Origin of the sequence: Streptomyces sp. WM4235, from assembly GCF_001279725.1 — a bacterium.
Classification (GTDB): domain Bacteria; phylum Actinomycetota; class Actinomycetes; order Streptomycetales; family Streptomycetaceae; genus Streptomyces.
In genome coordinates, this window is the sequence record NZ_LGDE01000215.1 from 51,554 (window position 1) to 72,307 (window position 20,754).

Here is a 20,754-nt window from a genome sequence, read left to right on the forward strand (position 1 = left end):
GCGCTGATCACGGGTACCAGGCTATCCCCACCCACCCCGTGCTCGTCATGAGCTGTATGTGTACAAATCCGGGGGTGGAACTTTGACACTCTGGACAGCGACGTGCCCGGCCACACGTGCACGCCGCCGCCAGATACCCGTGTCACGTGCCTATTCGGCCATTTCGCGAGCTGTGGCGACGGCCTCCGCCAGCGTGTCCACGACGGGCACGCCGGCTGATTCGAGGCTGCCGCGGCTGTGCGAGCCCCCGGTGTACAGCACGGCCCGCGCGCCCACGTGTGCGGCCGCGAGGGCGTCGTCCACCGCGTCTCCGATGAGGACCGTACGGTCGGCCGTCACCCCCGCCGCCGCCATGGCGGCCATATGGCGTACGAGATGGCCCGCCTTGGTGGTGTGCGAGGGCCCCGTGCGCCCGTCGACGCGGAGGAAGTGCGTGTCGATGCCGTGCGTCCGGACCAGCGGCACCAGCTTGTCGTGGGGCGCGAGGGAGAGCAGGGACTGCGTCGACCCGGCTCCCTGCCAGCCCCGGAGCAGCTCCAGTGCGCCCTCGGCGAGCCCGGCGGTCTCCGCGGACGACCAGTAGTGCCGGTGGAAGGTCTCGTCCATGACGAGCCACTCCGCCTCGGTGGGCATCCTGCCCATCAGTCGCTCGTAGAACTTCGGGACCGGCACCACGTACAGCTCGCGGTACGTCTCCAGGGTGATCGGCGCGAAGCCGAACTCCGCGAAGGAGGCGTTGGTCGCGAGGATCACGGCGTCGATGTCGTGGAGCAGCGTCCCGTTCCAGTCCCACACGATGTGCGGGCCACGACGCGCCGTCGCGCTCACGGCGGTCACTTCGAACGCTTCCGTCACTTCGAACGCTTCCGTCACTTCAGCAACCCCGGAATCTCCTGCACCCCGAACCACAGCAGCTCGTGGTCCTCGGCGCCGTCCACCAGGGACAGCGCGTCGCCGTCCCCCGCGTCGGCCGCCTCGACGGCCCCGACGGCGGCCGTGACGTCCTCCAGCGCGTCATCGGCGTCCACGTGCACGGCCGCGGCCACGGAGAGCCTTACGGAGCTCCCCAGCGACACCTGTCCGAGGGCGGCCTCGTCGTTCCCGGGCGCCGCGGTGGCGGCCCGGTCGTCGACGTCGAAGGCCACGACGACCCGCCTGCGGGGGGCGTCAGCGTCGGCGGCGATCATCCGCAGGGAGGCGAGGGCGGCGCGGCCGAGGGCCGCGTACTCCAGCTCCTCGATGTCGTCGGACACGTACCACTCGCGCAGGCCGGGAGTGACCGCGTAGGCGCGCAGCGGGGCGGGACCCAGCTCGCCCGCCTCGTGCACCTCGGCGAGCCCGGGGACGGTCAGGGGGACGTACACGCGCATGGCCGGCTGCTTTCGGTAGTCGGGAACGCCCTCAGGATACGACCGGACCGCCCGTTCACCGATGCCCCCTCACAGCGGGTGCTCACGGCGGTCGCGCCACCGCGTCCGGTGACGGCGACGGTCCCCCTTCGGGGTGGCGGGGGCGGGGCGCGGCGCGTCCACCCGGTGCCCGCGGAGGGCCCGGGGACGGGGCGCGGCCCCGGGTCCCCCACCCGGATAGGTGAAGGCGGCCGGGGTCCGGGGCGAGCGCCCGGACCCGTTGCGGAGCGTGTTCGGCGGGCCGTACAAGTGACCCGACCAAGTTACCGCCCGGTACCGCAGGTGCCGGGCCCACACTCCCCGGGGACGACCACCATGACCAGGACGAGGACCACCACCCGCCCTCCCGGCCGGCACGACCAGCGCCACCCCGGGCGTCCCCGCACCGCGCGGGGCCCGCACGACTGGTTCGCCGAACGCCTCCTCGCGGTCCTCAGCGGCCGTCGCCCCGTCCACTCGCTGCTGGGCCACACCGTCGGCCCGGCGTACGAGCAGCTCGTCACCCTGGCCCCCGCGGGCCCCCTCCGCGACCGACTCCTCCCGGTCCTGCGCCACTGCGGCCGCTTCCACCCCGGCCCCGGTGTCATCGAGGCCTTCGCCCGCATCGCCACGGGCGACCGCGTCTCGGCGATGGCCTTCCGCCTGGAACAGGGCCCGGACCTCCGCTGGCGCTGCGCGGCGATCGAAATCCAAGGCCCCCGCCCCTGACCCGGCCATTCCAGCCCCGCCCCGCGAATCCGACCCCGGACGCCGGCCCATTCCAGCCCCGCCGGCGTTTGAGGCGCGGGGTCCGGGGCGGAGCCCCGAAAGCCCGGCGCAGCCGGGGCCGCCCCGCGCAACGGCCCCGCACGACGCCCGGACCCGGCCCCCCCGCACCAGCCCCGCAGGGCCCCCGCAGGGCCCGGCCCCGGACACAACGCCGCCGGGGCCGGACACCCGTACAACGGTGTCCGACCCCGGCAGGGTCACTGTCCCGACGGGCCGCCAGGCCAAGAGGCCACAGACCCGGCGGGGCTACTTCTTGCGCCGCCGACCGCCGGCGGCCTTCTGCGCCTTGCGCCGCTCCGCCCGCGTCATGCCGTCACCGTCACCGCCGCCCTCGCTCTCGAAGTCGCCCTCGACGACCCCGCCCTCCCCGTCCACCGACGGGGCGGAGAAGTGCAGCCGGTCCGGCCGCTGCGGCGCGTCCAGGCCCTTGGCCCGGATCTCCGGCTTGGCCAGGGACGGACGGGCGTCCTGCACGGGAAGCTCCTCGACCTGCTGCTCGACCTGGACCTCCAGGTTGAACAGGTAGCCGACGGACTCCTCCTTGATGCCTTCCTGCATGGCGTTGAACATGTCGAAGCCCTCGCGCTGGTACTCGACCAGCGGGTCCTTCTGGGCCATCGCGCGCAGGCCGATGCCCTCCTGCAGGTAGTCCATCTCGTACAGGTGCTCACGCCACTTGCGGTCCAGGACGGACAGCACCACGCGCCGCTCCAGCTCACGCATGATGTCGGAGCCGAGCGTCTTCTCGCGCGTCTCGTACTGCTCGTGGATGTCGTCCTTGACGGACTCGGCGATGAACTCGGCGGTGATGCCGGCGCGGTCGCCGGCGGCCTCCTCCAGCTCCTCGACGGTGACCTTCACCGGGTAGAGCTGCCGGAAGGCGCCCCACAGGCGGTCCAGGTCCCATTCCTCGGCGAAGCCCTCGACCGTCTCGGCCGCGATGTACGCGTCGATGGTGTCGTCCATCATGAAGCGCACCTGCTCCTGCAGGTCCTCGCCCTCAAGGACGCGACGGCGCTCGCTGTAGATGACCTCGCGCTGGCTGTTGAGGACCTCGTCGTACTTCAGGACGTTCTTGCGCGTCTCGAAGTTCTGGGTCTCGACCTGCGACTGGGCCGACGCGATGGCGCGCGTCACCATCTTGTTCTCGATCGGGACGTCGTCCGGCACGTTGGCCATCGCCATGACCCGCTCGACCATCTGCGCCTTGAACAGGCGCATCAGGTCGTCGCCCAGCGACAGGTAGAAGCGGGACTCGCCCGGGTCGCCCTGACGGCCGGAACGACCGCGCAGCTGGTTGTCGATGCGGCGCGACTCGTGCCGCTCGGTGCCCAGCACGTACAGCCCGCCGAGGTCCTTGACCTCCTCGAACTCGGCCTTCACGGCCGCTTCCGCGCGGGTGAGGGCCTCGGGCAGGGCGTGCGCCCATTCCTCGATGTGCTCCTCCGGGTCGAGCCCGCGCTGGCGCAGCTCGGCCTCGGCGAGGTCGTCCGGGTTGCCGCCGAGCTTGATGTCGGTACCGCGACCGGCCATGTTCGTGGCGACGGTGACGGCTCCGCGGCGACCGGCCTGCGCGACGATCGAGGCCTCGCGCTCGTGCTGCTTGGCGTTGAGCACCTCGTGCGGGATGCCGCGCTTGGAGAGCTGCTGCGAGAGGTACTCGGACTTCTCGACCGACGTCGTGCCGACGAGGATCGGCTGGCCCTTCTCGTGCTTCTCCGCGATGTCGTCGACGACGGCGGCGAACTTCGCGACCTCGGTGCGGTAGATCAGGTCCGCCTGGTCCTTGCGGACCATGTCGCGGTTGGTCGGGATCGGGACGACACCGAGCTTGTAGATCTGGTGGAACTCGGCGGCCTCGGTCATGGCCGTACCGGTCATGCCCGACAGCTTCGAGTAGAGGCGGAAGAAGTTCTGCAGGGTGATCGTGGCGAGGGTCTGGTTCTCGTCCTTGATGTCCACCCCTTCCTTCGCCTCGATCGCCTGGTGCATGCCCTCGTTGTAGCGGCGACCGGCGAGGATGCGGCCCGTGTGCTCGTCGACGATCATGACTTCGCCGTCGATGACGACGTAGTCCTTGTCGTTCTTGAAGAGTTCCTTGGCCTTGATGGCGTTGTTCAGGTAGCCGACGAGCGGGGTGTTCACCGACTCGTAGAGGTTCTCGATGCCGAGCCAGTCCTCGACCTTCGCGACACCGGCCTCGTGGATGGCGACGGTGCGCTTCTTCTCGTCGACCTCGTAGTCGCCGGTCTCCTCGATGCCCTTGAGGGGTTGACCGGCCTCGCCCTTGGTGAGGCGGGTGACGAGCTTCGCGAAGTCGGCGTACCACTTCGTCGCCTGGTCGGCCGGGCCGGAGATGATCAGCGGCGTACGGGCCTCGTCGACCAGGATCGAGTCGACCTCGTCGACCACGGCGAAGTTGTGGCCGCGCTGGACCAGCTCGTCCTGCGACCACGCCATGTTGTCGCGCAGGTAGTCGAAGCCGAACTCGTTGTTCGTGCCGTAGGTGATGTCGGCGCTGTACTGCTCGCGGCGCTGGGCGGGCGACATGTTCGCCAGGATGCAGCCGACCTCGAGGCCGAGGAACTTGTGCACCCGGCCCATGAGCTCGGAGTCGCGCTCGGCGAGGTAGTCGTTCACCGTGATCAGGTGGACGCCCTTGCCGGACAGCGCGTTCAGGTACGCGGGGAGGGTGCCGACGAGGGTCTTGCCCTCACCGGTCTTCATCTCGGCGACGTAGCCGAGGTGCAGCGCCGCGCCGCCCATGATCTGGACGTCGTAGTGCCGCTGGCCGAGGACGCGCTTGGCGGCCTCGCGCGTGGTCGCGAAGGCCTCGGGCAGCAGGTCGTCCAGGCTCTCGCCGTCCTGGTACCGCTGCTTGTACTCGTCCGTGAGGGCCCGCAACTCGGCGTCGGAGAGGTTGACGAAGTCCTCTTCGATGGAGTTGACCTGGTCCGCGATGCGGTGCAGTTTGCGCAGGATCTTGCCTTCGCCTGCACGCATGAGCTTGTTGAAGACGGACACCGAGGTTTGTCTCCTTGCCGGTCGGGCCTGGCACTGGTTCGTGCGCGGGCACGGAGGGTGGGCCCCACCGCAACGGCCATCGTAAGCGAGGACACGGTCGCGTCGGGAGGTCCGCACTATCCGTAGGGCACGGGTGCCCGGAATGAGAACGTACGGGGGGCACCGAAGGTGCCGGTGTCGACGAAAACTGTTGGCCTGGTGATCGTGCCCGTACCAGAATCCGTTCATGGAGCCCACGACACTGACCACCGCGCGTCTGCACCTGCGCCCCTTCGTCCCGGCCGACGCCGACGAGGTCTACGCGGCCGCCCAGGATCCCGACGTCCAGCGGTGGACCCTCGTCCCCTCGCCGTACGAGCGGGTGCACGCCGACACCTTCGTGGGCGAGATCTGCCCGACGGGTTGGCGCGAGGGCAGCGGGTACAGCTTCGCCGTGCGCCTCGGCGCGGACGGACCGCTCGTCGCGGCCATCGGCGTACACGTGCGCGTGGTGGACGGGGAGAACGGCTACGAGATCGGCTTCTGGGCGACCAAGGAGCACCGCGGCAACGGCTACATGACCGAGGCCCTGGGCGCCGTCGCCCGCTGGGCCTTCACCGAGTTGGGCGCGCCCCGCCTGGAGTGGCGGGCCGAGGTCGGCAACGCGGGCTCGCGCGCCGTCGCGGAGAAGGCCGGCTTCCGCTTCGAGGGCCTCCTGCGCGCCGGCCTGGTCAAGGGCGACACCGTACGGGACTGCTGGATCGGCGCCCTGCTCCCCGGGGACCTCGGCCTGCCGTCGCCGCTCGCCTACCTCCCGTCGCCCTCGGCGTGACGGGACGTGGGGCGTGGGGCCGCGGGGTCGTGATGTCAGTGGCACCGCCTAGGGTGCGGGCATGACGACCGTGCCGGCGCCGACCGTGTCCCTTTCCGCCGACGAGGCCCGCCGGATCGCGCTGCGCGCGCAGGGTTTCCTCGGCGCGCCCGACCGCCGGGGCGGCGTCCGGGGCGTCCTGCGCCACCTGGGCGCGGTGCAGCTGGACACGATCTCCGTCCTGGCGCGTTCGCACGAACTGATCCCGTACGCACGCCTGGGCGCGGTCGGCCGGCCCGCCGTGGAGGCGGCGTACTGGTCGGACCGGCACGCCTTCGAGTACTGGTCGCACGCCGCCTGCATCCTCCCGATCGAGGAGTGGCCGCACTTCGCGTTCCGCCGTCGCGCCCGGCGGGCGCGCGGTCACCGCTGGCACGTCCTGGAGGACAAGGAGCGTTCGACCAGGACGGTCCTGGACCGGCTCCGGGCCGAGGGCCCGCTCACCTCCACCGAGCTGGGCGGCGCCAAGAACGGCGGCGAGTGGTTCGAGTGGTCCGAGACCAAGATCGCGGTGGAGTGGCTGCTCGACACGGGCGAGGTGGTCTGCGCCGAGCGACGTGGCTGGAAACGCGTGTACGACCTGCCCGAGCGGGCCGTCCCGGACGCCCTGCTCCACGACGACCTGGACGACCACGAGTGCCTGCGCCGGCTGGTGGCGCTGGCCGGCCGGTCGCTGGGCGTCGGGACCCGTGCGGACATCGCGGACTACCACCGCCTGGGGGGAGCCCAGTTCGACGCGGTCGTCGAGGAGTCGGGTCTGGTCCCGGTGGAGGTGGCGGGCTGGTCCAAGCCGGCCTGGGCCGACCCGGCCGCGTTGGCGACGACGCCCCGGGGCCGGCACCGCACGACGCTGCTCTCGCCGTTCGACTCGCTGGTCTGGGACCGACCGCGCACCGAGCGGATCTTCGGGTTCACGCACCGCCTGGAGGCGTACGTGCCCAAGCCCAAGCGGATACACGGGTACTTCGCCATGCCGTTGCTGGCCGGCGGGCGACTCCGGGGCCGGGTGGACCCCGCCCGGGAGGGCACCACGCTGGTGGCCCGCCAGCTCTCCCTGACCGATCCCGCCGCCGCCCGCCCCATGGCCGAGGCACTGCGCGAGGCGGCCTCCTGGGTCGGCTGCGACACGGTGCGCGTCGAGCGCGCCGGCACGGCGGCCGAAGCGGCGGCCGTCACGGCGGAACTGGCCGCCCTGTAGGGCGCGCCCGTACGGGTCCCGCGCACACGACCGGCTAGCGGATCTCCAGGATCTTCTCCCGCATCGCGTACACCACGGCCTCCATCCTGGAGTGCAGTTGCAGCTTCTCCAGGATGTTCCGCACGTGGTTCTTCACGGTGTTCTCCGAGATGAACAGTTCCTTCGCGATGTCGCGGTTGTTCATCCCGGTGGCGACCAGCTTCAGGACCTCCAGCTCCCGGTCCGTCAGTCTCGGCGCCGGCACGAGCCGCCGCTCGTCCGTCCGCTGGATCATCGACTTGAACTCGGTCAGCAGCTTCGACGCCATCGAGGGACTGATCTGCGACTGGCCGTCCGCCACGGCCCGGATGGCCGTGGCCACTTCGTCCGTGGAGATCTCCTTGAGGAGGTATCCCGTGGCGCCCGCCTTGATCGCGTCGTAGAGGTCGGCCTCCTCGTCGCTGATCGTCAGCATGATGATCTTGGCGGAGGGGGCGACCTCCTTGATCGAGGTGCACGCCTCGATCCCGCCGCGCCGGGGCATCCGCACGTCCATCAGCACGATGTCCGGCAGCAGGTCGGCGGCCTTGTCCACCGCCTCCGCGCCGTCCCCGGCCTCACCGACGACCTGGATGTCCTCCTCCTGCGCGAGGACGATCTCCAGCCCGCGCCGGAAGAGAGCGTGGTCGTCGACCACGAGCACCCGAATGGGTTCCCGGGCCGCGTCACCGGATTCACCGGAACCGGCGACTCCGTCTCCGCGGACCCCCCGCTCCGTCTCACGACAGCCCGCGCCGTCGTCACCGCGCACCGGCCCGAAGCTGTCCGCCATCGTTCCTCCCCCTGCATGTGCTGAGCCGCCGGTCCAACCCGACGGGGTCGGCCGCCGCTTGACTGCTCGCCATGATTCCATGCCCGCGGCACCGGGAGGGGGCCCGACGAGGACCCCGCCGGCTCATACGAGCCGTACGGGTGCCCCCGCGGGACGCCCGCCGGCGTCCCACGAGGGCAGGGGTCGAGTGCTCAGCCGCCGAGCGATCCACCCGCGCCGCCACGCGGCTCCTCCGCGCTGGAGGCACCGTCCGGGTTGACGTGGATGACGCCGTAGTCGTAGGCGTGGCGCCGGTAGACGACGCTGGGCAGCTTGGTCTCGGAGTCGACGAACAGATAGAAGTCGTGACCCACCAGCTCCATCTCGTACAGAGCCTGGTCCAGCGACATGGGCGAGGCCGAGTGGGTCTTCTCCCGGACGATCAGCGGGCCTTCGCCCTGCACGTCGAGGGGTCCGACCTTGGTGGTCGGCACTCCGTCGGTCGCCTCGTTCGTGACGAGTTCGCCGTTGCCGTCGAGCTGCGCGACGCCCGGCACGACGTCGGCGACCTCGGCCGCGGAGAGCCGGCCATTGCCGCGGCGGGTGTACCGCTTGTCGTGCTGCTTGCGCAGCCGGGCCTCCAGCTTGTCCTGAGCCAGGTCCAGCGCCGCGTACGCGTCGGCGGCTGCGGCTTCCGCCCGAATGACGGGGCCCCGCGAGTGCAGGGTGATCTCCACGCGGTCGGAACGGTCGGCCTGCCGCGGGTTGTGCTCCTTGGACACCTCGACGTCCAAGCTGATCACCTTGGCGTCGAGCTTCTGGATCCGCTCGGGATTCAGCTTCTCTGCCACGTGCTTGCGGAACCGCTCGGGCACTTCGGTCTTGCGGCCCTTGACGACGATGTCCACGCAGAACTCCGTTCCCGGATAGCTCCGCCACCAGGGGCGAAGCGTCTCCCTTTCGCACCAGACCCCGGTGTTCACCGGAGCCTCGGACTTGGCGACTTTCACCTCCTCCTCCCCCATCGGCAAGATCTACATCCCACCGACTTCGGAGTAGAGGGACACCCTCTGACCGAAGATCCCAAAAAGATCCCGAAAACGGGCGGACTGGTGCTCCGATGGCATGGGGCCCAAGGATCGCCAGTTCCTCACAACCGAACATATCCCTCAATGGCGGTTGTCGGCACCCGCTACCGGAACCTACCTCCGTTCAGGTGGTGCTTCCCTCTTACTACCTGCAACGATGCGCCTTCCCCGGCAGTTCCTGAACTATTCGCGAGTTTTTCGTCCCACACGGGTTGTCGACCGAATCCGAACGAAAGACTCCGCCGGTACGAAGGAGTCCGCGGGAGCCGCCACCACCGCGGCGCCCGCCACCCGCAGACCGCCTGCCCGCAGCGCCCGGGCCGCCTCCGCGAGCGTCGCCCCGGTCGTGATCAGGTCGTCCACCACCACGATCCGCGCCCCGGCCGCCGACCGCACGCCGGCCGGACCCGCCACGAGGGCGCCGGCGACGTTCTCCCGGCGTTCCCGCGCCCCGAGGTCCGCCTGGTCCGCCACCCGCCGGCGCAGCCTCAGTACGGGCACCACGCGCGCGGGAACCCCCTTCCCGCGCAGACCGGCCGACGCGGCCAGCGCGATCCTGCGCGCGGGATCGTGCCCGCGCGCCCGCGTCCGGTGCCGCGCGGAGGGCACGGGCACCAGGGCCACCCCGCCCGCCGCCGCCCCACCGCCGCCCCCGCCCGGCAGCGACAGCACGGCGGCCGCGAGGGCGGTCCCGAGCGGGCCCGCCAGGGGCAGCGCTCCCCGCTCCTTGTGGGCCAGTACGACCTCGCGGACGGCGTCCGCGTACACCGCGCCCGCGTGCACCCCGGGCAGTCCCGGGGGCGCCGGCGACGGCCTGACCCGACCCGCCCCGGCCCCGCCGAGCGCCTCCAGACAGTCCGGACACACCAGGACGCGCGAGAGCCCGCAGCCGGCGCAGTCCACCGGCAGGACCAGCCCGGACAGCTCCCGCCACCACTCCCGCACCCCAGGTCGCACACCACGACCCTGCCGGCGCGTCCCGGCCGCCCGCCACCCCTGTGGACAACCACCGGGCAGCGGGATCAGCGGGATCAGCCCGGATAGACCGGGGCCCGGCCGCCCGCCGCCACCGTGCGCCACTGCGCACCCGGCGGCAGCCACACGATGCCGTCCTCGTCGGAGGAGGCCACCACGGGCTGCGCCTCGTCCTCGTACGCCCCGATCCCGGTCAGACCGGCCGCTCCGGGCAGGCTCGCCGCCACCATCGACCCGTCGGCGAGCATGTAACGGGCCTGCGTGATCCCGCCGTTCTCCTTGCCCACGACCAGCAGCCTGCCGCGCGGCGCCCAGCTCATCGCCATCACGTCCGCCATCTGCGGGGCCGCCGGGCGCAGTTCGCGCACCGACACCGGCGAGACGTCGCCCTTACGCTCGGGCCGCTCGATCCGACCGACGTACAGGTTCTTGCGGCCGTCGCCCTTCTGGACGAGCAGCGCGATCCGCACCCCGTCCGGGGAGGCCTTCAGCCCGGTGATCCTCCCGTCGTCCAGGCCCGCGACATCCACCTTCTGCGGGGCGCCGGTACCGCCGGGCACCCGCCACAGCCCCTGGTTCTGCGGATCGAGGTCCGCGACCCACAGATCGCCGTGCGCGTCCCAACTCGGCGCGGAGAGCTTGCCCTTGCTGCTCAGCAGCGCCGGCGGCATCGGACCGGCGGTCGTCATGTTGACCACGTACAGCCCGCGTCCGTCCTCGGAGACGACCGCGGCCCGCTTCTCGTCGTAGGTGACGGCGGCGGTGCCCACCTTGAACGTGGCCGCCGTGGCCAGCGGTCCGGGCACCGACTCGGGCTTCTCCTGCGGCTGCTGCTCCTCCGCGGCCACGTTGAGCGACATCCGGACGAGCCGGGAGTCCTTGTCGACGTAGTACTGGTGCACCTGGCTCGGCACCCGGTTGGCCAGCGGCGCGGCGGAGGCGCGCGTCACCCAGCACAGCGTGGTCTTGCCGTCGGCGCGCTGGAGTTCGACCCGGTCCAGCCGGGAGGCCGTCAGGTCCTTGATGGTGTAGAGGAGTTGGGTGGCCATCTTCTGGCACTGCGACTGCGGGACGTGCGCGGCCTTGTTGTCGAGCTTGAGCGGCACGCGCAGCGTGTTCTGACCGTCCAGGGAGAGGGACTTGGTGCCCGGGGCCAGTTCCGTCCCGGTCAGGAAGCTGGTGGTGACGACCGGCCCGAGCCACTTGGACGGACCGGCGAGCAACGACTGCACGGTCTGGGTGGTCGGGTCCATCCGCGAGTCGGGATCGCTGCGCTGGCGCACGTACACCGGATCGTTGACCAGCGTCCCGTCACCGAAGTAGTACTTGTTGACGGGCTTGTAGATGCGCTGGAAGTCGGACTCGCTGAGCACGAGGGTGCTGGGCGGCGTCGCGATCCGCCACTGGTCCTTGAACTTGACCAGCTGGAGGTACTCCTCGTACCGGCCGCCCCCGGTCTCCGGCTGGTAGGCACTGCGCTCGTCCACGGTCGCCAGCTTCTTGCCGGTGACCTTCCAGCGGTGCCCCTCGGACTCCTTGTCGCCCTGGACGGGGAACCGGTCGAGGCCGGCGGAGAGCACGGTGACGGTCGAGCCGGGCTTCCAGTTCTTCGCCGCGTCGTCGGTGAGGTACTTGCGGGCGGTCTCCAGCTGCGGATCGTCGCTGGTCATCGCTTCCAGGAAGCCGTCGACGATGTCGGTCGGGCTGGCCTTGTCGGCCGGCGGCACACCGAAGACCCGTACCTGGGAGTCGACGCCCTGCGAGGCCCGCACCTCGCGGACCTCGCCCCGATCGGGCATGGAGGCGCAACCGGCCAGCAGCAAACCGACCGCGCCGACGGCGACGCCGACCCGGGCGGTGCCCCGCCGCGGCGCCCGTACGCCCGCGGGCTCACGCTCAGCGTCCACCGGATCCATCCTCCTGGGTTGCCTGGTCGGCCGGCCGGGCGACGACGCGCGCTCCGTTGCCGGGCAGCGCCGTGGGGTCCGCGGGCACCGGCACGGCTCCGGCGACGGCCGAGCGCGGCGGTATCGCGGAACGCTCGGCGGTGGAGGCGCCCGGACCCCCCTGCCGCCGTCCGTCTCCGTTGCCGCGGGCGTCGCCGCGGCCGGCGGCCTCGGCGGCGGCCCTGGCCCGGTTGGACCGCGAGTCCTCCGGCTCCAGCGGGATCGGGGATCCGCGCAGCGGTTCGTCGGCGGTCCTGGGCAGGGTGAGGCGGAACTGCGAGCCGCCGCCGGGTTCGCCCCAGGCCTGGAGCCAGCCGCCGTGCAGCCGGGCGTCCTCGACGGCGATGGACAGGCCGAGGCCGGTCCCGCCGGTGGTGCGGGCGCGGGCCGGGTCGGCCCGCCAGAAGCGGTTGAACACGCGGGTGGCCTCGCCCGGCTTGAGTCCGACGCCGTAGTCCCGTACGGCGACGGCGACGGCCCCGCCCGCGGATGCGAGCCGCACCACCACGTCGCGGCCCTCACCGTGCTCCACGGCGTTGACGACGAGGTTGCGCAGCACCCGCTCGACGCGCCGCGAGTCGGCTTCGGCTATGACGGGCTGCGTGTCGCCGAGGACGCGGATCCGGCTGCCCTTGTGCTCGGCGAGCGGTTCGGCGCCGTCGATGACCCGGCGGACGACCTCCCGCAGGTCGATGGGTTCCGCCTCCAGCGCGGCGGCGCCCGCGTCGAAGCGGCTGATCTCCAGGAGGTCGGCGAGCAGCGACTCGAACCGGTCGAGCTGTCCGGCGAGGAGTTCGGCGGAGCGGGCGGTGACGGGGTCGAAGTCGACGCGCGCGTCGTGGATGACGTCGGCGGCCATGCGTACGGTCGTGAGCGGGGTCCGCAGCTCGTGCGAGACGTCCGAGACGAACCGGCGCTGCATCCGGGAGAGGTCCTCCAACTGCTGGATCTTCGTGTGGAGGTTCTGGGCCATCTTGTTGAAAGCCTCGCCCAATCGGGCGATGTCGTCCTCGCCGGTGACCTTCATGCGTTCCTGGAGCCGCCCGGCGGACAGCCGCTCCGCGATCCCGGCGGCCATCCGCACGGGGTTCACGACCTGACGCACGACGAGCCAGGCGATGGCCCCGAGCAGCACGACGACGAACACCCCGGCGGTGGCGATCGTGACCTTGATCAGGTTGAGGGACTCCTCTTCCTGGCTCAGCGGGAAGAGGTAGTACAGGTCGTAAGGGGCCCCGTTGATGTCGGTCAGTCGTTTGCCGATGACCAGCGCGGGTTCGGGCGCCTTCTCCTCGGCGCCGGCGGTGTAGCGGATCTGCGAGAACGTCTTGAACGTGCCGGTGGCGTGGTTGACGGCCCGCCGCAGCGAGGCCGGGACGCTGGCCGTCGGATCGACGTTGCCGGAGGCGCGGGCGCCCTTGACTCCCTGGGCTCCCGGCCCGGGCCCGCTCTCCTCGCCGGTGCCGGCGCCGAGCGCGGCGACCTCGAAGGCGGTCTGGCCACCACTGGCCAGCTGCTTGACGAGGGAGTTCATCCAGGTGCTGGCGTCGCGTCCGACCTTGTTGTCGTTGGCGTCGGGCCCGTCCGCCGCGAACGGCGTGTTGGCCTTCTCCTGTGCGACCGCGAAGCCTCCCGCGGCCTGGCTCTGGGCGGCCTCCTCCTTGGCGTCGAGGAGCCCCTTGCTGACCTGGGCGATGACGACGAAGCCGAGGGCGAGGACCACCGCGAGCGACATCAGCAGGGTGGCCGCGACCACCCGGAGTTGGATGTTGCGCCGCCAGATCCGGACAGCCGGAAGCAGCGGCCGTCGTGCGAGGTGCACGAACAGCCGCAGCACGGGGCCGCCGGGTGCTCCGTCCCGGAGCAGCCGGCCGCCCCGCAGGACCCCCCTGCGGGAGCCTCCCCGGGGCATGCCGGCCTTCATGTCAGCTCGGCCCGGCCTTGTATCCGACACCGCGCACCGTCACGACGATCTCGGGCCGCTCCGGGTCCCTCTCGACCTTGGAGCGCAGTCGCTGTACGTGCACGTTGACCAACCGGGTGTCCGCGGCGTGCCGGTATCCCCAGACCTGCTCCAGCAGCACCTCACGGGTGAACACCTGCCAGGGCTTGCGCGCGAGGGCGACCAACAGGTCGAACTCGAGCGGGGTCAGGGCGATGGACGCACCGTCGCGCTTGACCGAGTGGCCGGCCACGTCGATGACCAGGTCACCGATGGTCAGCTGCTCGGGCGCGGGCTCCTCCGACCGGCGCAGGCGGGCTCGGATGCGGGCCACCAGCTCCTTCGGCTTGAACGGCTTGACGATGTAGTCGTCGGCCCCGGATTCGAGGCCCACCACCACATCGACCGTGTCGCTCTTGGCCGTGAGCATGACGATCGGCACTCCCGACTCCGCCCGGATCAGCCTGCAGACCTCTATGCCGTCCCGTCCGGGCAGCATGAGGTCGAGCAGGACCAGATCCGGCTTCGCCTCCCGAAAGGCAGCCAGCGCCTTGTCACCGTCAGCTACGAACGACGGCTCAAAACCTTCTCCACGCAGCACAATGCCGAGCATCTCGGCCAGCGCGGTGTCGTCGTCGACGACAAGGACTCGTCCCTTCATGCTTGACATCATCCCATTAGCTAATCGTTACCTGGCGGTGAGCTGTCCCACAGCCAAAAGGGCTGGAAATCGCCCCTCGGACCTGCGTGGTGATCAGGGCGACCAGTCTGCCCCGGATCCGAGCGACAATTGAAGGCGCGAGCGGCTCGGATTCCGGGGGAGGGCCGGTCCACCCGACGTTCCCACGTGGCACGATGGCAGCCAAACCAGCGCCCCCGCCGCAGCAGACGCACGTGAAGGAGCGACATGAACGACTCTCCGGGCTGGGCCACGCCCGGATCCTCCCCTTCCGAGGACCGCAGCGGTCAGGACGGCCAGGGGAGCAAGGGCTCCGGCAGCGAGGGCGGCGCCGGCGGCACACAGCCGCCCGCACAGCCCTCCGACGACCCCCGCTGGTCCGCCGCCCAGCCGCCACCCGGCCAGTGGTCGAACCCCGGCACCGGCGAACCGGCTCCCGCGCAGGCCCCGCAGCCGCAGCAGGGCCCCGGCTGGGGATCCCCCGGCCAACAGCCCGGCGCCCAGGGCGGCCCCTCGTACGGATCCCCCTACGGCGGCCAGTACGGCAACCAGTACGGAGCCCAGTACGGCCCGTACGGCCACCCCGGAGCCCCCTGGGGCCCGCCGCCCGCGGCCAAGCCCGGTGTCATCCCGCTGCGCCCCCTGGGCCTCGGCGAGATCCTCGACGGCGCCGTCAGCACCATGCGCAGCCACTGGCGCTCGGTCCTGCCGATCACCCTGGTCGTGGCCGTGATCGTCCAGGTCTTCGGCGTGCTCGTGCAGAAGTACGTCCTGGCGGACCTGGACACGTACCCGCGCGGCGGTTCGACGGTCGACCTGTCCGCCGGTGACATCGTCGGATACATCGCGCTGACGGGCGCCACCTACCTCGTCCAGATCCTCGGCACGATCCTGGCCACCGCCATGCTCACGATGATCTTCAGTCGGGCGATCCTCGGCCAACCCTCCAGCGTCGCCACCGCCTGGCGCGAATCCCGTTCGCAACTGCCGCGCCTGATCGGACTCACCCTGCTGGTGGGCCTCGCGCTGACCGTGGCCGTCGGCGTGCTGATCGTGCCCGCGTTCCTCTTCGAGAGCCTCGCCCTGGCGGCACTGACCCTGCTCGTGTTGGCTCCGGTCATCGTGTGGCTGGGCGTCGCCCTCAGCCTGGCCTCCCCCGCGCTGATGCTGGAGAAGAGCACCGTCTCCAAGGCCATCGCCCGCTCCTGGAAGCTCGTCAAGGGCTCCTGGTGGCGCATCTTCGGCATCACCCTGCTGACCGGCATCATCACCGCGATCATCACGGGGATCATCTACTACCCGCTCTCGATGATCGGCGTCTTCGGCTTCGGCAACGGCCTCGACAGCGTGATGGACGGCTCGGCCTCCTCCTCCTGGGGCTTCCTGATCTTCGGCGGCGTCGCCCTGATCATCGCGCAGACGATCACCATGCCGATCCAGGCCGGCGTCACCGTCCTGCTCTACGTCGACCAGCGCATCCGCCGCGAGGCCCTCGACCTGGACCTCGCCCGGGCGGCGGGCATCGACACCGCCACCGACCCGCGCCCGGGCGCCGCCCCGGGCCACGGGGGCTGACGGACCGATGAGCACGGGGGGACTCATCACCATCGGCGCCGCGGCCCTGCTGCCCGCCGCCGAGACGCCACCACTGACGACACCGCGGGACGCCGCCCGCGAGGCCGCCGAACGCGAGCTGTCCAAGTCGGCCTACCACCGCAACGACCCGGGCCTGATCCAGCGCGCCTTCGACAGGTTCTGGGAGTGGCTGGGCGACTTCCTCGACTCCGCCTCCGGGGCGACCCCCGGAGGCGGCTTCGGCCTGCTCGCCGTCCTCGTCCTGGTCGCCCTGGCCGTCGCCGCCCTGTGGTGGCGCCTCGGCTCCCCCCGCCGCACCGCGGCCGGCCCGGGACTCCTCTTCGACGACGGCCTCCGCAGCGCCGCCGACCACCGCGCGACCGCCGATGCCCACGCCGCCGCGGGCCGCTGGACCGAGGCCGTCCAGGAACGCATGCGTGCCGTCGTCCGCTCCCTGGAGGAACGCACCCTCCTCGACCCGCGCCCCGGCCGCACCGCCGACGAGGCGGCCACCGAGGCCGCCGTCTCCCTGCCCGAACACGGGGACGACCTCCGCGCGGCGGCCCGCGCCTTCGACGACGTCACCTACGGCGGCCGCACCGGCGATCCCGACACCTACGACCGCCTGCGCACCCTCGACCTCACCCTGGAACGCGCCAAGCCGCTCCTGACGGGACCCACGGCATGACCGGCACCACCGCCCCGAACCCGACCGGCGCCCCCGCCCCCGACGTCCCCCGCACCCCGTCGGGCGGCGCGGCCACCGGCGGCGCCCTGTGGTGGGTCCGCGCCCGCGGCTTCCTGATCGCCATCGGTCTCCTGCTCGTCGGCGCCGTCACCCTGGCCGCCCTCCAGTCCGAGGAACGCCACGGCTACCTCGACCCCCGCTCGGCCGACCCGTACGGCAGCCGCGCCGTGGCCGAACTCCTCAAGGAACGCGGCGTCACCACCCGCGTCGTGACCACCGTCGCCGAGGCCGCCGCCGCGGCCGGCCCCGACACCACCCTCCTGGTCACCGACCCGGACGTGCTCGACACGACCCGGCGCGGCGCCCTGCGCTCCGCCATGGACCTCTCCGGAGGCCGCACGGTCCTGCTCGGCGCCGGCAGCCGCAGCCTCGCCGACCTGGCCCCCGGAGTACGCACCGCCTCGTACGCCGACGAGGAGAACCTCGACCCCGGTTGTTCCCTGCCGGCCGCCGTGTCGGCGGGCCGCGCCGCCACCGGCGACAGCCTCCGCTACACCACCGACCTTCCGGGGGCCGTCGCCTGTTACCCCAGCGACGGCCACCCCACCCTCGTCGTCCTCCCCGGCACGACCAGGGGAGGCGACACCGTCCTCCTGGGCTCCGAGTCGATCCTGCTCAACGAGGAACTCGCCCGGCAGGGCAACGCCTCCCTGGCCCTGCAACTCCTCGGCTCCCGACCGGAACTCGTCTGGTACCTGCCCGGCCTCGCCGACCAGAGCGGCGACAGCGAGCCCCCCGCCGAGGAGAAGTCCCTCTTCGACCTCATCCCGGCCGGCTGGGGCTGGGCCCTGCTCCAACTCTTCGTGGCAGCCGTGCTCGCCGCCCTCTGGCGCGCCCGCCGGCTCGGCCCCCTCGTCACCGAGAAGCTGCCCGTCGCCGTCCGCGCGTCCGAGGCCACCGAGGGCCGCGCCCGCCTCTACCGCCTGTCAGGGGCCCGCGACCGCGCCGCCACCGTGCTGCGCGCCGCCTCCCGCGAACGCCTCGCCGCACTGGTCGGCGTACCGACCGTCCAGGCCCACGAACCGACCGCCCTGGTCCCGGCCGTGTCCGCCCGCCTCTCCGCGGACGGCGCCCACGACCTCACCGCCCTTCTCTTCGGCTCCACACCCGCCGACGACGCGGCACTCGTCGCGCTCGCCGACCACCTCGACGCCCTCGAAAGAGAGGTCCGCTCCTCATGACGGCCACCACGGACAGCGCCCGTTCCTCACTGGAAGCGCTCCGCACCGAGATCGGAAAGGCCGTGGTCGGCCAGGACTCCGCCGTCACCGGTCTCGTCGTCGCACTCCTGTGCCGGGGCCACGTCCTCCTCGAAGGCGTCCCCGGCGTCGCGAAGACCCTCCTGGTCCGCGCTCTCGCCGCGTCCCTCGAACTCGACACCAAGCGCGTCCAGTTCACCCCCGACCTGATGCCCAGTGACGTCACGGGCTCGCTGGTCTACGACGCCCGCACCGCCGAGTTCTCGTTCCAGAACGGCCCGGTGTTCACGAACCTCCTCCTCGCGGACGAGATCAACCGCACGCCTCCGAAGACCCAGTCGTCCCTCCTCGAGGCGATGGAGGAGCGCCAGGTCACCGTCGACGGCGTGCCCCGCAAGCTGCCCGAGCCGTTCCTCGTCGCCGCGACGATGAACCCGGTCGAGTACGAGGGCACCTACCCCCTCCCGGAGGCGCAACTGGACCGGTTCCTGCTCAAGTTGACCGTCCCGCTGCCCTCCCGCGAGGACGAGATCGGCGTCCTGACCCGGCACGCCGCCGGCTTCGACCCGCGCGACCTGCACGCCGCCGGCCTGCGCGCCGTCGCCGGCCCCGCGGAACTCGAAACCGCCCGCAAGGCCGTCGAGACGACCACCGTCTCCCCGGAGATCGCCGCGTACGTCGTCGACATCTGCCGCGCCACCCGCGAATCGCCGTCGCTGACCCTCGGCGTCTCCCCGCGCGGCGCGACCGCCCTGCTGGCCACCGCCCGCGCCTGGGCCTGGCTGGTGGGCCGTGACTACGTGACGCCCGACGACGTGAAGGCCCTCGCCCTGCCCACGCTCCGCCACCGCGTCCAACTGCGCCCGGAGGCCGAGATGGAAGGCGTCACGGCCGACGCCGTCATCACCGCGATCCTGTCCCACGTCCCCGTCCCGCGCTGATGGCCCTCACCGGACGCGCCGCCCTGCTCGCGGCACTCGGCAGCATCCCCGTCGGCATCCTCGAACCGAGCTGGACGGGGATGCTGGCGGTCAACGGCCCCTTGGCCCTGGCCTGCGCGGTCGACTACGCCCTCGCGGTACCCGTCCGGACACTCGGCCTGGCCCGCTCCGGCGACACCTCGGTCCGTCTCGGCGAACACGCCGACGTCCACCTCACCGTCACCAACCCGGGCACCCGCAGGCTCCGCGCCCGGGTCCGTGACGCCTGGCCCCCGAGCAGTTGGAGCCCGGGTACGGAGGGCGCCGCGTCCCGTCACACCGTGTCGATCCCGGCGGGCGAACGGCGTCGGCTGACCACGCGTCTGTTCCCCACCCGCCGCGGCGACCGCCGGGCCGACCGCGTCACCATCCGTTCCTACGGTCCCCTGGGTCTCCTGGCCCGCCAGGGCACCCACACCGTCCCGTGGACGGTCCGGGTCCTGCCCCCGTTCACCAGCCGCAAGCACCTCCCGTCCCGGCTGGCCCGCCTGCGCGAACTGGACGGCCGTACCAGCGTCCTCACGCGCGGCGAGGGCACCGAGTTCGACAGCCTCCGCGACTACGTCCCGGGCGACGACACCCGCAGCATCGACTGGCGGGCCACCGCCCGCCAGAACAAGGTCGCCGTCCGTACGTGGCGCCCCGAGCGCGACCGGCACATCCTGATCTGCGTGGACACCGGACGCACGGCGGCGGGCCGTGTCGGCGACGCCCCCCGCCTGGACTCCGCGTTGGACGCGGCGCTCCTCCTCACCGCCCTGGCCGTCCGCGCAGGCGACCGCGTGGACCTGCTGGCCCACGACCGCCGGCCGCGCGCCCAGGTCCAGGGCCGCTCGGCCGCCGACACCCTGCCCGCCTTCGTCAACGCCATGGCGACCCTGGAGGCGGAGCTCGTCGAGACCGATGCGCGTTCCCTGGTGTCCACGGTCCTGCGCAGCGCCCCGCGCCGTTCCCTGGTGGTCCTGCTGACCACGTTGGACGCCGCCCCGATCGAGGAGGGTCTCCTCCCCCTGCTGTCGCAGCTGACCCAGCGCCACACCGTCGTACTGGCCTCGGTCGCCGATCCCCGGGTGGCGGAGATGACCACGGCCCGCGGCAGCATCGACGCCGTGTACGAGGCCGCTGCCGGCACCCAGACCCGTTCTCAACGCGAGCGCACGGCGGACCAGTTGGCCCGCCACGGTGTCCACGTCGTCGACGCCGCCCCGGAACACTTGGCGCCGGCCCTCGCCGACGCCTATCTCGCCCTCAAGGCCGCCGGCCGTCTGTAGCCCCTACGGCGGGCCGCATGACGGCACGATCGACGCCGTGGTGGACCCCGTCGGGCGTCGGACGGCGCCCGACCTCACGACGGCCCGGCCGGAACTGGCCGTCCATCCCCGGCGGGCCCGGCCGCGGTCCGACGAGGTCGTGGTCCGCCACTCCACCGCCGCGTACGCGCACAATCACCCGCGCCGCCCCGAGGGGAAGATCTCCTGAACAGTAAAAGGGTCTGGAACGCAGAAAAGCCCCGCACCCTGAAGGGTGCGGGGCTTTCCCACAATGATTGTTCGGCGGCGTCCTACTCTCCCACAGGGTCCCCC

The 20,754-nt window shown here is 72.0% G+C and carries 18 protein-coding genes; 9 read left to right on the top strand and 9 right to left on the bottom strand.

Features of this window, described 5'->3' with window-relative positions; translation table 11 throughout:
• Positions 1-150 precede the first annotated feature (150 nt).
• Together ADK55_RS16455 and ADK55_RS16460 are read right to left on the bottom strand one after the other, a co-directional pair.
• Entirely contained in the window at positions 151-855 is a 705-nt protein-coding gene (locus tag ADK55_RS16455) for an HAD family hydrolase (RefSeq protein WP_234350072.1), read from the bottom strand.
• Positions 856-869: 14 nt separating this feature from the next.
• Positions 870-1,370: a DUF6912 family protein gene (locus ADK55_RS16460; protein WP_053679421.1), complete on the bottom strand. Its 501-nt coding sequence runs from the start codon at positions 1,368-1,370 to the stop codon at positions 870-872.
• A 354-nt stretch (positions 1,371-1,724) separates the two neighbouring features.
• Between ADK55_RS16460 and ADK55_RS39225 the strand changes: the two genes are divergently transcribed.
• Positions 1,725-2,117, top strand: coding sequence for an Rv3235 family protein (locus tag ADK55_RS39225; protein WP_053679423.1), 393 nt, complete (start codon positions 1,725-1,727; stop codon positions 2,115-2,117).
• 306 nt (positions 2,118-2,423) lie between these two features.
• On the opposite strand, the gene secA is transcribed toward ADK55_RS39225, so the two are convergent.
• Positions 2,424-5,201, bottom strand: a complete 2,778-nt coding sequence (secA, locus tag ADK55_RS16470) for a preprotein translocase subunit SecA (RefSeq protein ID WP_053679426.1) — start codon at positions 5,199-5,201, stop codon at positions 2,424-2,426.
• Positions 5,202-5,427: 226 nt separating this feature from the next.
• On the opposite strand from secA, the gene ADK55_RS16475 reads away from it, so the two are divergent.
• The gene (locus ADK55_RS16475; protein ID WP_053679428.1) at positions 5,428-6,012 is read left to right on the top strand and encodes a GNAT family N-acetyltransferase; all 585 of its coding nucleotides are present in this window, start codon (positions 5,428-5,430) and stop codon (positions 6,010-6,012) included.
• Between the two features lie 61 nt (positions 6,013-6,073).
• Positions 6,074-7,249 (top strand): winged helix-turn-helix domain-containing protein, encoded by a 1,176-nt coding sequence (locus ADK55_RS16480; RefSeq protein WP_053679430.1) that lies wholly within the window; start codon positions 6,074-6,076, stop codon positions 7,247-7,249.
• Positions 7,250-7,283: 34 nt separating this feature from the next.
• On the opposite strand, the gene ADK55_RS16485 is transcribed toward ADK55_RS16480, so the two are convergent.
• From ADK55_RS16485 to mtrA, 6 genes are all read right to left on the bottom strand, one after another.
• Positions 7,284-8,060: a response regulator gene (locus ADK55_RS16485; RefSeq protein ID WP_053679432.1), complete on the bottom strand. Its 777-nt coding sequence runs from the start codon at positions 8,058-8,060 to the stop codon at positions 7,284-7,286.
• 191 nt (positions 8,061-8,251) lie between these two features.
• Positions 8,252-8,947, bottom strand: a complete 696-nt coding sequence (hpf, locus tag ADK55_RS16490; RefSeq protein ID WP_384614293.1) for a ribosome hibernation-promoting factor, HPF/YfiA family — start codon at positions 8,945-8,947, stop codon at positions 8,252-8,254.
• 363 nt (positions 8,948-9,310) lie between these two features.
• A complete protein-coding gene (locus ADK55_RS16495) occupies positions 9,311-10,084 on the bottom strand; it encodes a ComF family protein (RefSeq protein ID WP_420713635.1) in 774 nt (257 codons plus the stop codon).
• Between the two features lie 74 nt (positions 10,085-10,158).
• Positions 10,159-12,009: an LpqB family beta-propeller domain-containing protein gene (locus tag ADK55_RS16500; protein ID WP_053679434.1), complete on the bottom strand. Its 1,851-nt coding sequence runs from the start codon at positions 12,007-12,009 to the stop codon at positions 10,159-10,161.
• Positions 11,999-13,960, bottom strand: a complete 1,962-nt coding sequence (gene mtrB / locus ADK55_RS16505; protein ID WP_234350073.1) for an MtrAB system histidine kinase MtrB — start codon at positions 13,958-13,960, stop codon at positions 11,999-12,001. The genes ADK55_RS16500 and mtrB overlap by 11 nt, the downstream gene beginning before the upstream one ends.
• A gap of 13 nt (positions 13,961-13,973) precedes the next feature.
• Positions 13,974-14,663 carry a two-component system response regulator MtrA gene (mtrA, locus tag ADK55_RS16510; protein WP_199826542.1) on the bottom strand — a complete coding sequence of 230 codons (690 nt, stop codon included), beginning with the start codon at positions 14,661-14,663 and terminating at the stop codon, positions 13,974-13,976.
• A gap of 234 nt (positions 14,664-14,897) precedes the next feature.
• On the opposite strand from mtrA, the gene ADK55_RS16515 reads away from it, so the two are divergent.
• Genes ADK55_RS16515 through ADK55_RS38575 form a run of 6 tightly spaced genes read left to right on the top strand, consistent with a single transcriptional unit; the run spans position 14,898 to position 20,650 of the window.
• The gene (locus ADK55_RS16515; RefSeq protein WP_053679438.1) at positions 14,898-16,244 is read left to right on the top strand and encodes a glycerophosphoryl diester phosphodiesterase membrane domain-containing protein; all 1,347 of its coding nucleotides are present in this window, start codon (positions 14,898-14,900) and stop codon (positions 16,242-16,244) included.
• A gap of 7 nt (positions 16,245-16,251) precedes the next feature.
• Positions 16,252-16,932 carry a DUF4129 domain-containing protein gene (locus tag ADK55_RS16520; protein ID WP_053679440.1) on the top strand — a complete coding sequence of 227 codons (681 nt, stop codon included), beginning with the start codon at positions 16,252-16,254 and terminating at the stop codon, positions 16,930-16,932.
• Positions 16,929-18,173, top strand: coding sequence for a DUF4350 domain-containing protein (locus tag ADK55_RS16525; RefSeq protein ID WP_078998997.1), 1,245 nt, complete (start codon positions 16,929-16,931; stop codon positions 18,171-18,173). Before ADK55_RS16520 ends, ADK55_RS16525 begins: the two co-directional genes overlap by 4 nt.
• Complete coding sequence (locus ADK55_RS16530) at positions 18,170-19,132, top strand: AAA family ATPase (protein WP_053679442.1); 963 nt, start codon at positions 18,170-18,172, stop codon at positions 19,130-19,132. Before ADK55_RS16525 ends, ADK55_RS16530 begins: the two co-directional genes overlap by 4 nt.
• Positions 19,132-20,442, top strand: coding sequence for a DUF58 domain-containing protein (locus ADK55_RS16535; RefSeq protein ID WP_053679444.1), 1,311 nt, complete (start codon positions 19,132-19,134; stop codon positions 20,440-20,442). The genes ADK55_RS16530 and ADK55_RS16535 overlap by 1 nt, the downstream gene beginning before the upstream one ends.
• Before the next feature lie 37 nt (positions 20,443-20,479).
• Positions 20,480-20,650 carry a hypothetical protein gene (locus ADK55_RS38575; RefSeq protein WP_159041416.1) on the top strand — a complete coding sequence of 57 codons (171 nt, stop codon included), beginning with the start codon at positions 20,480-20,482 and terminating at the stop codon, positions 20,648-20,650.
• Positions 20,651-20,754 lie beyond the last annotated feature (104 nt).

Excerpts from the sequence above, each read along its gene's own strand:
- ADK55_RS16460 (WP_053679421.1), bottom strand. The coding sequence starts at position 1,370 with ATGCGCGTGTACGTCCCCCTGACCGTCCCCGGGCTCGCCGAGGTGCAC.
- ADK55_RS39225 (WP_053679423.1), top strand. The coding sequence starts at position 1,725 with ATGACCAGGACGAGGACCACCACCCGCCCTCCCGGCCGGCACGACCAG.
- ADK55_RS16475 (WP_053679428.1), top strand. The coding sequence starts at position 5,428 with ATGGAGCCCACGACACTGACCACCGCGCGTCTGCACCTGCGCCCCTTC.
- ADK55_RS16480 (WP_053679430.1), top strand. The coding sequence starts at position 6,074 with ATGACGACCGTGCCGGCGCCGACCGTGTCCCTTTCCGCCGACGAGGCC.
- ADK55_RS16485 (WP_053679432.1), bottom strand. The coding sequence starts at position 8,060 with ATGGCGGACAGCTTCGGGCCGGTGCGCGGTGACGACGGCGCGGGCTGT.
- mtrB (WP_234350073.1), bottom strand. The coding sequence starts at position 13,960 with ATGCCCCGGGGAGGCTCCCGCAGGGGGGTCCTGCGGGGCGGCCGGCTG.
- mtrA (WP_199826542.1), bottom strand. The coding sequence starts at position 14,663 with ATGATGTCAAGCATGAAGGGACGAGTCCTTGTCGTCGACGACGACACC.
- ADK55_RS16515 (WP_053679438.1), top strand. The coding sequence starts at position 14,898 with ATGAACGACTCTCCGGGCTGGGCCACGCCCGGATCCTCCCCTTCCGAG.
- ADK55_RS16520 (WP_053679440.1), top strand. The coding sequence starts at position 16,252 with ATGAGCACGGGGGGACTCATCACCATCGGCGCCGCGGCCCTGCTGCCC.
- ADK55_RS16525 (WP_078998997.1), top strand. The coding sequence starts at position 16,929 with ATGACCGGCACCACCGCCCCGAACCCGACCGGCGCCCCCGCCCCCGAC.
- ADK55_RS16530 (WP_053679442.1), top strand. The coding sequence starts at position 18,170 with ATGACGGCCACCACGGACAGCGCCCGTTCCTCACTGGAAGCGCTCCGC.
- ADK55_RS16535 (WP_053679444.1), top strand. The coding sequence starts at position 19,132 with ATGGCCCTCACCGGACGCGCCGCCCTGCTCGCGGCACTCGGCAGCATC.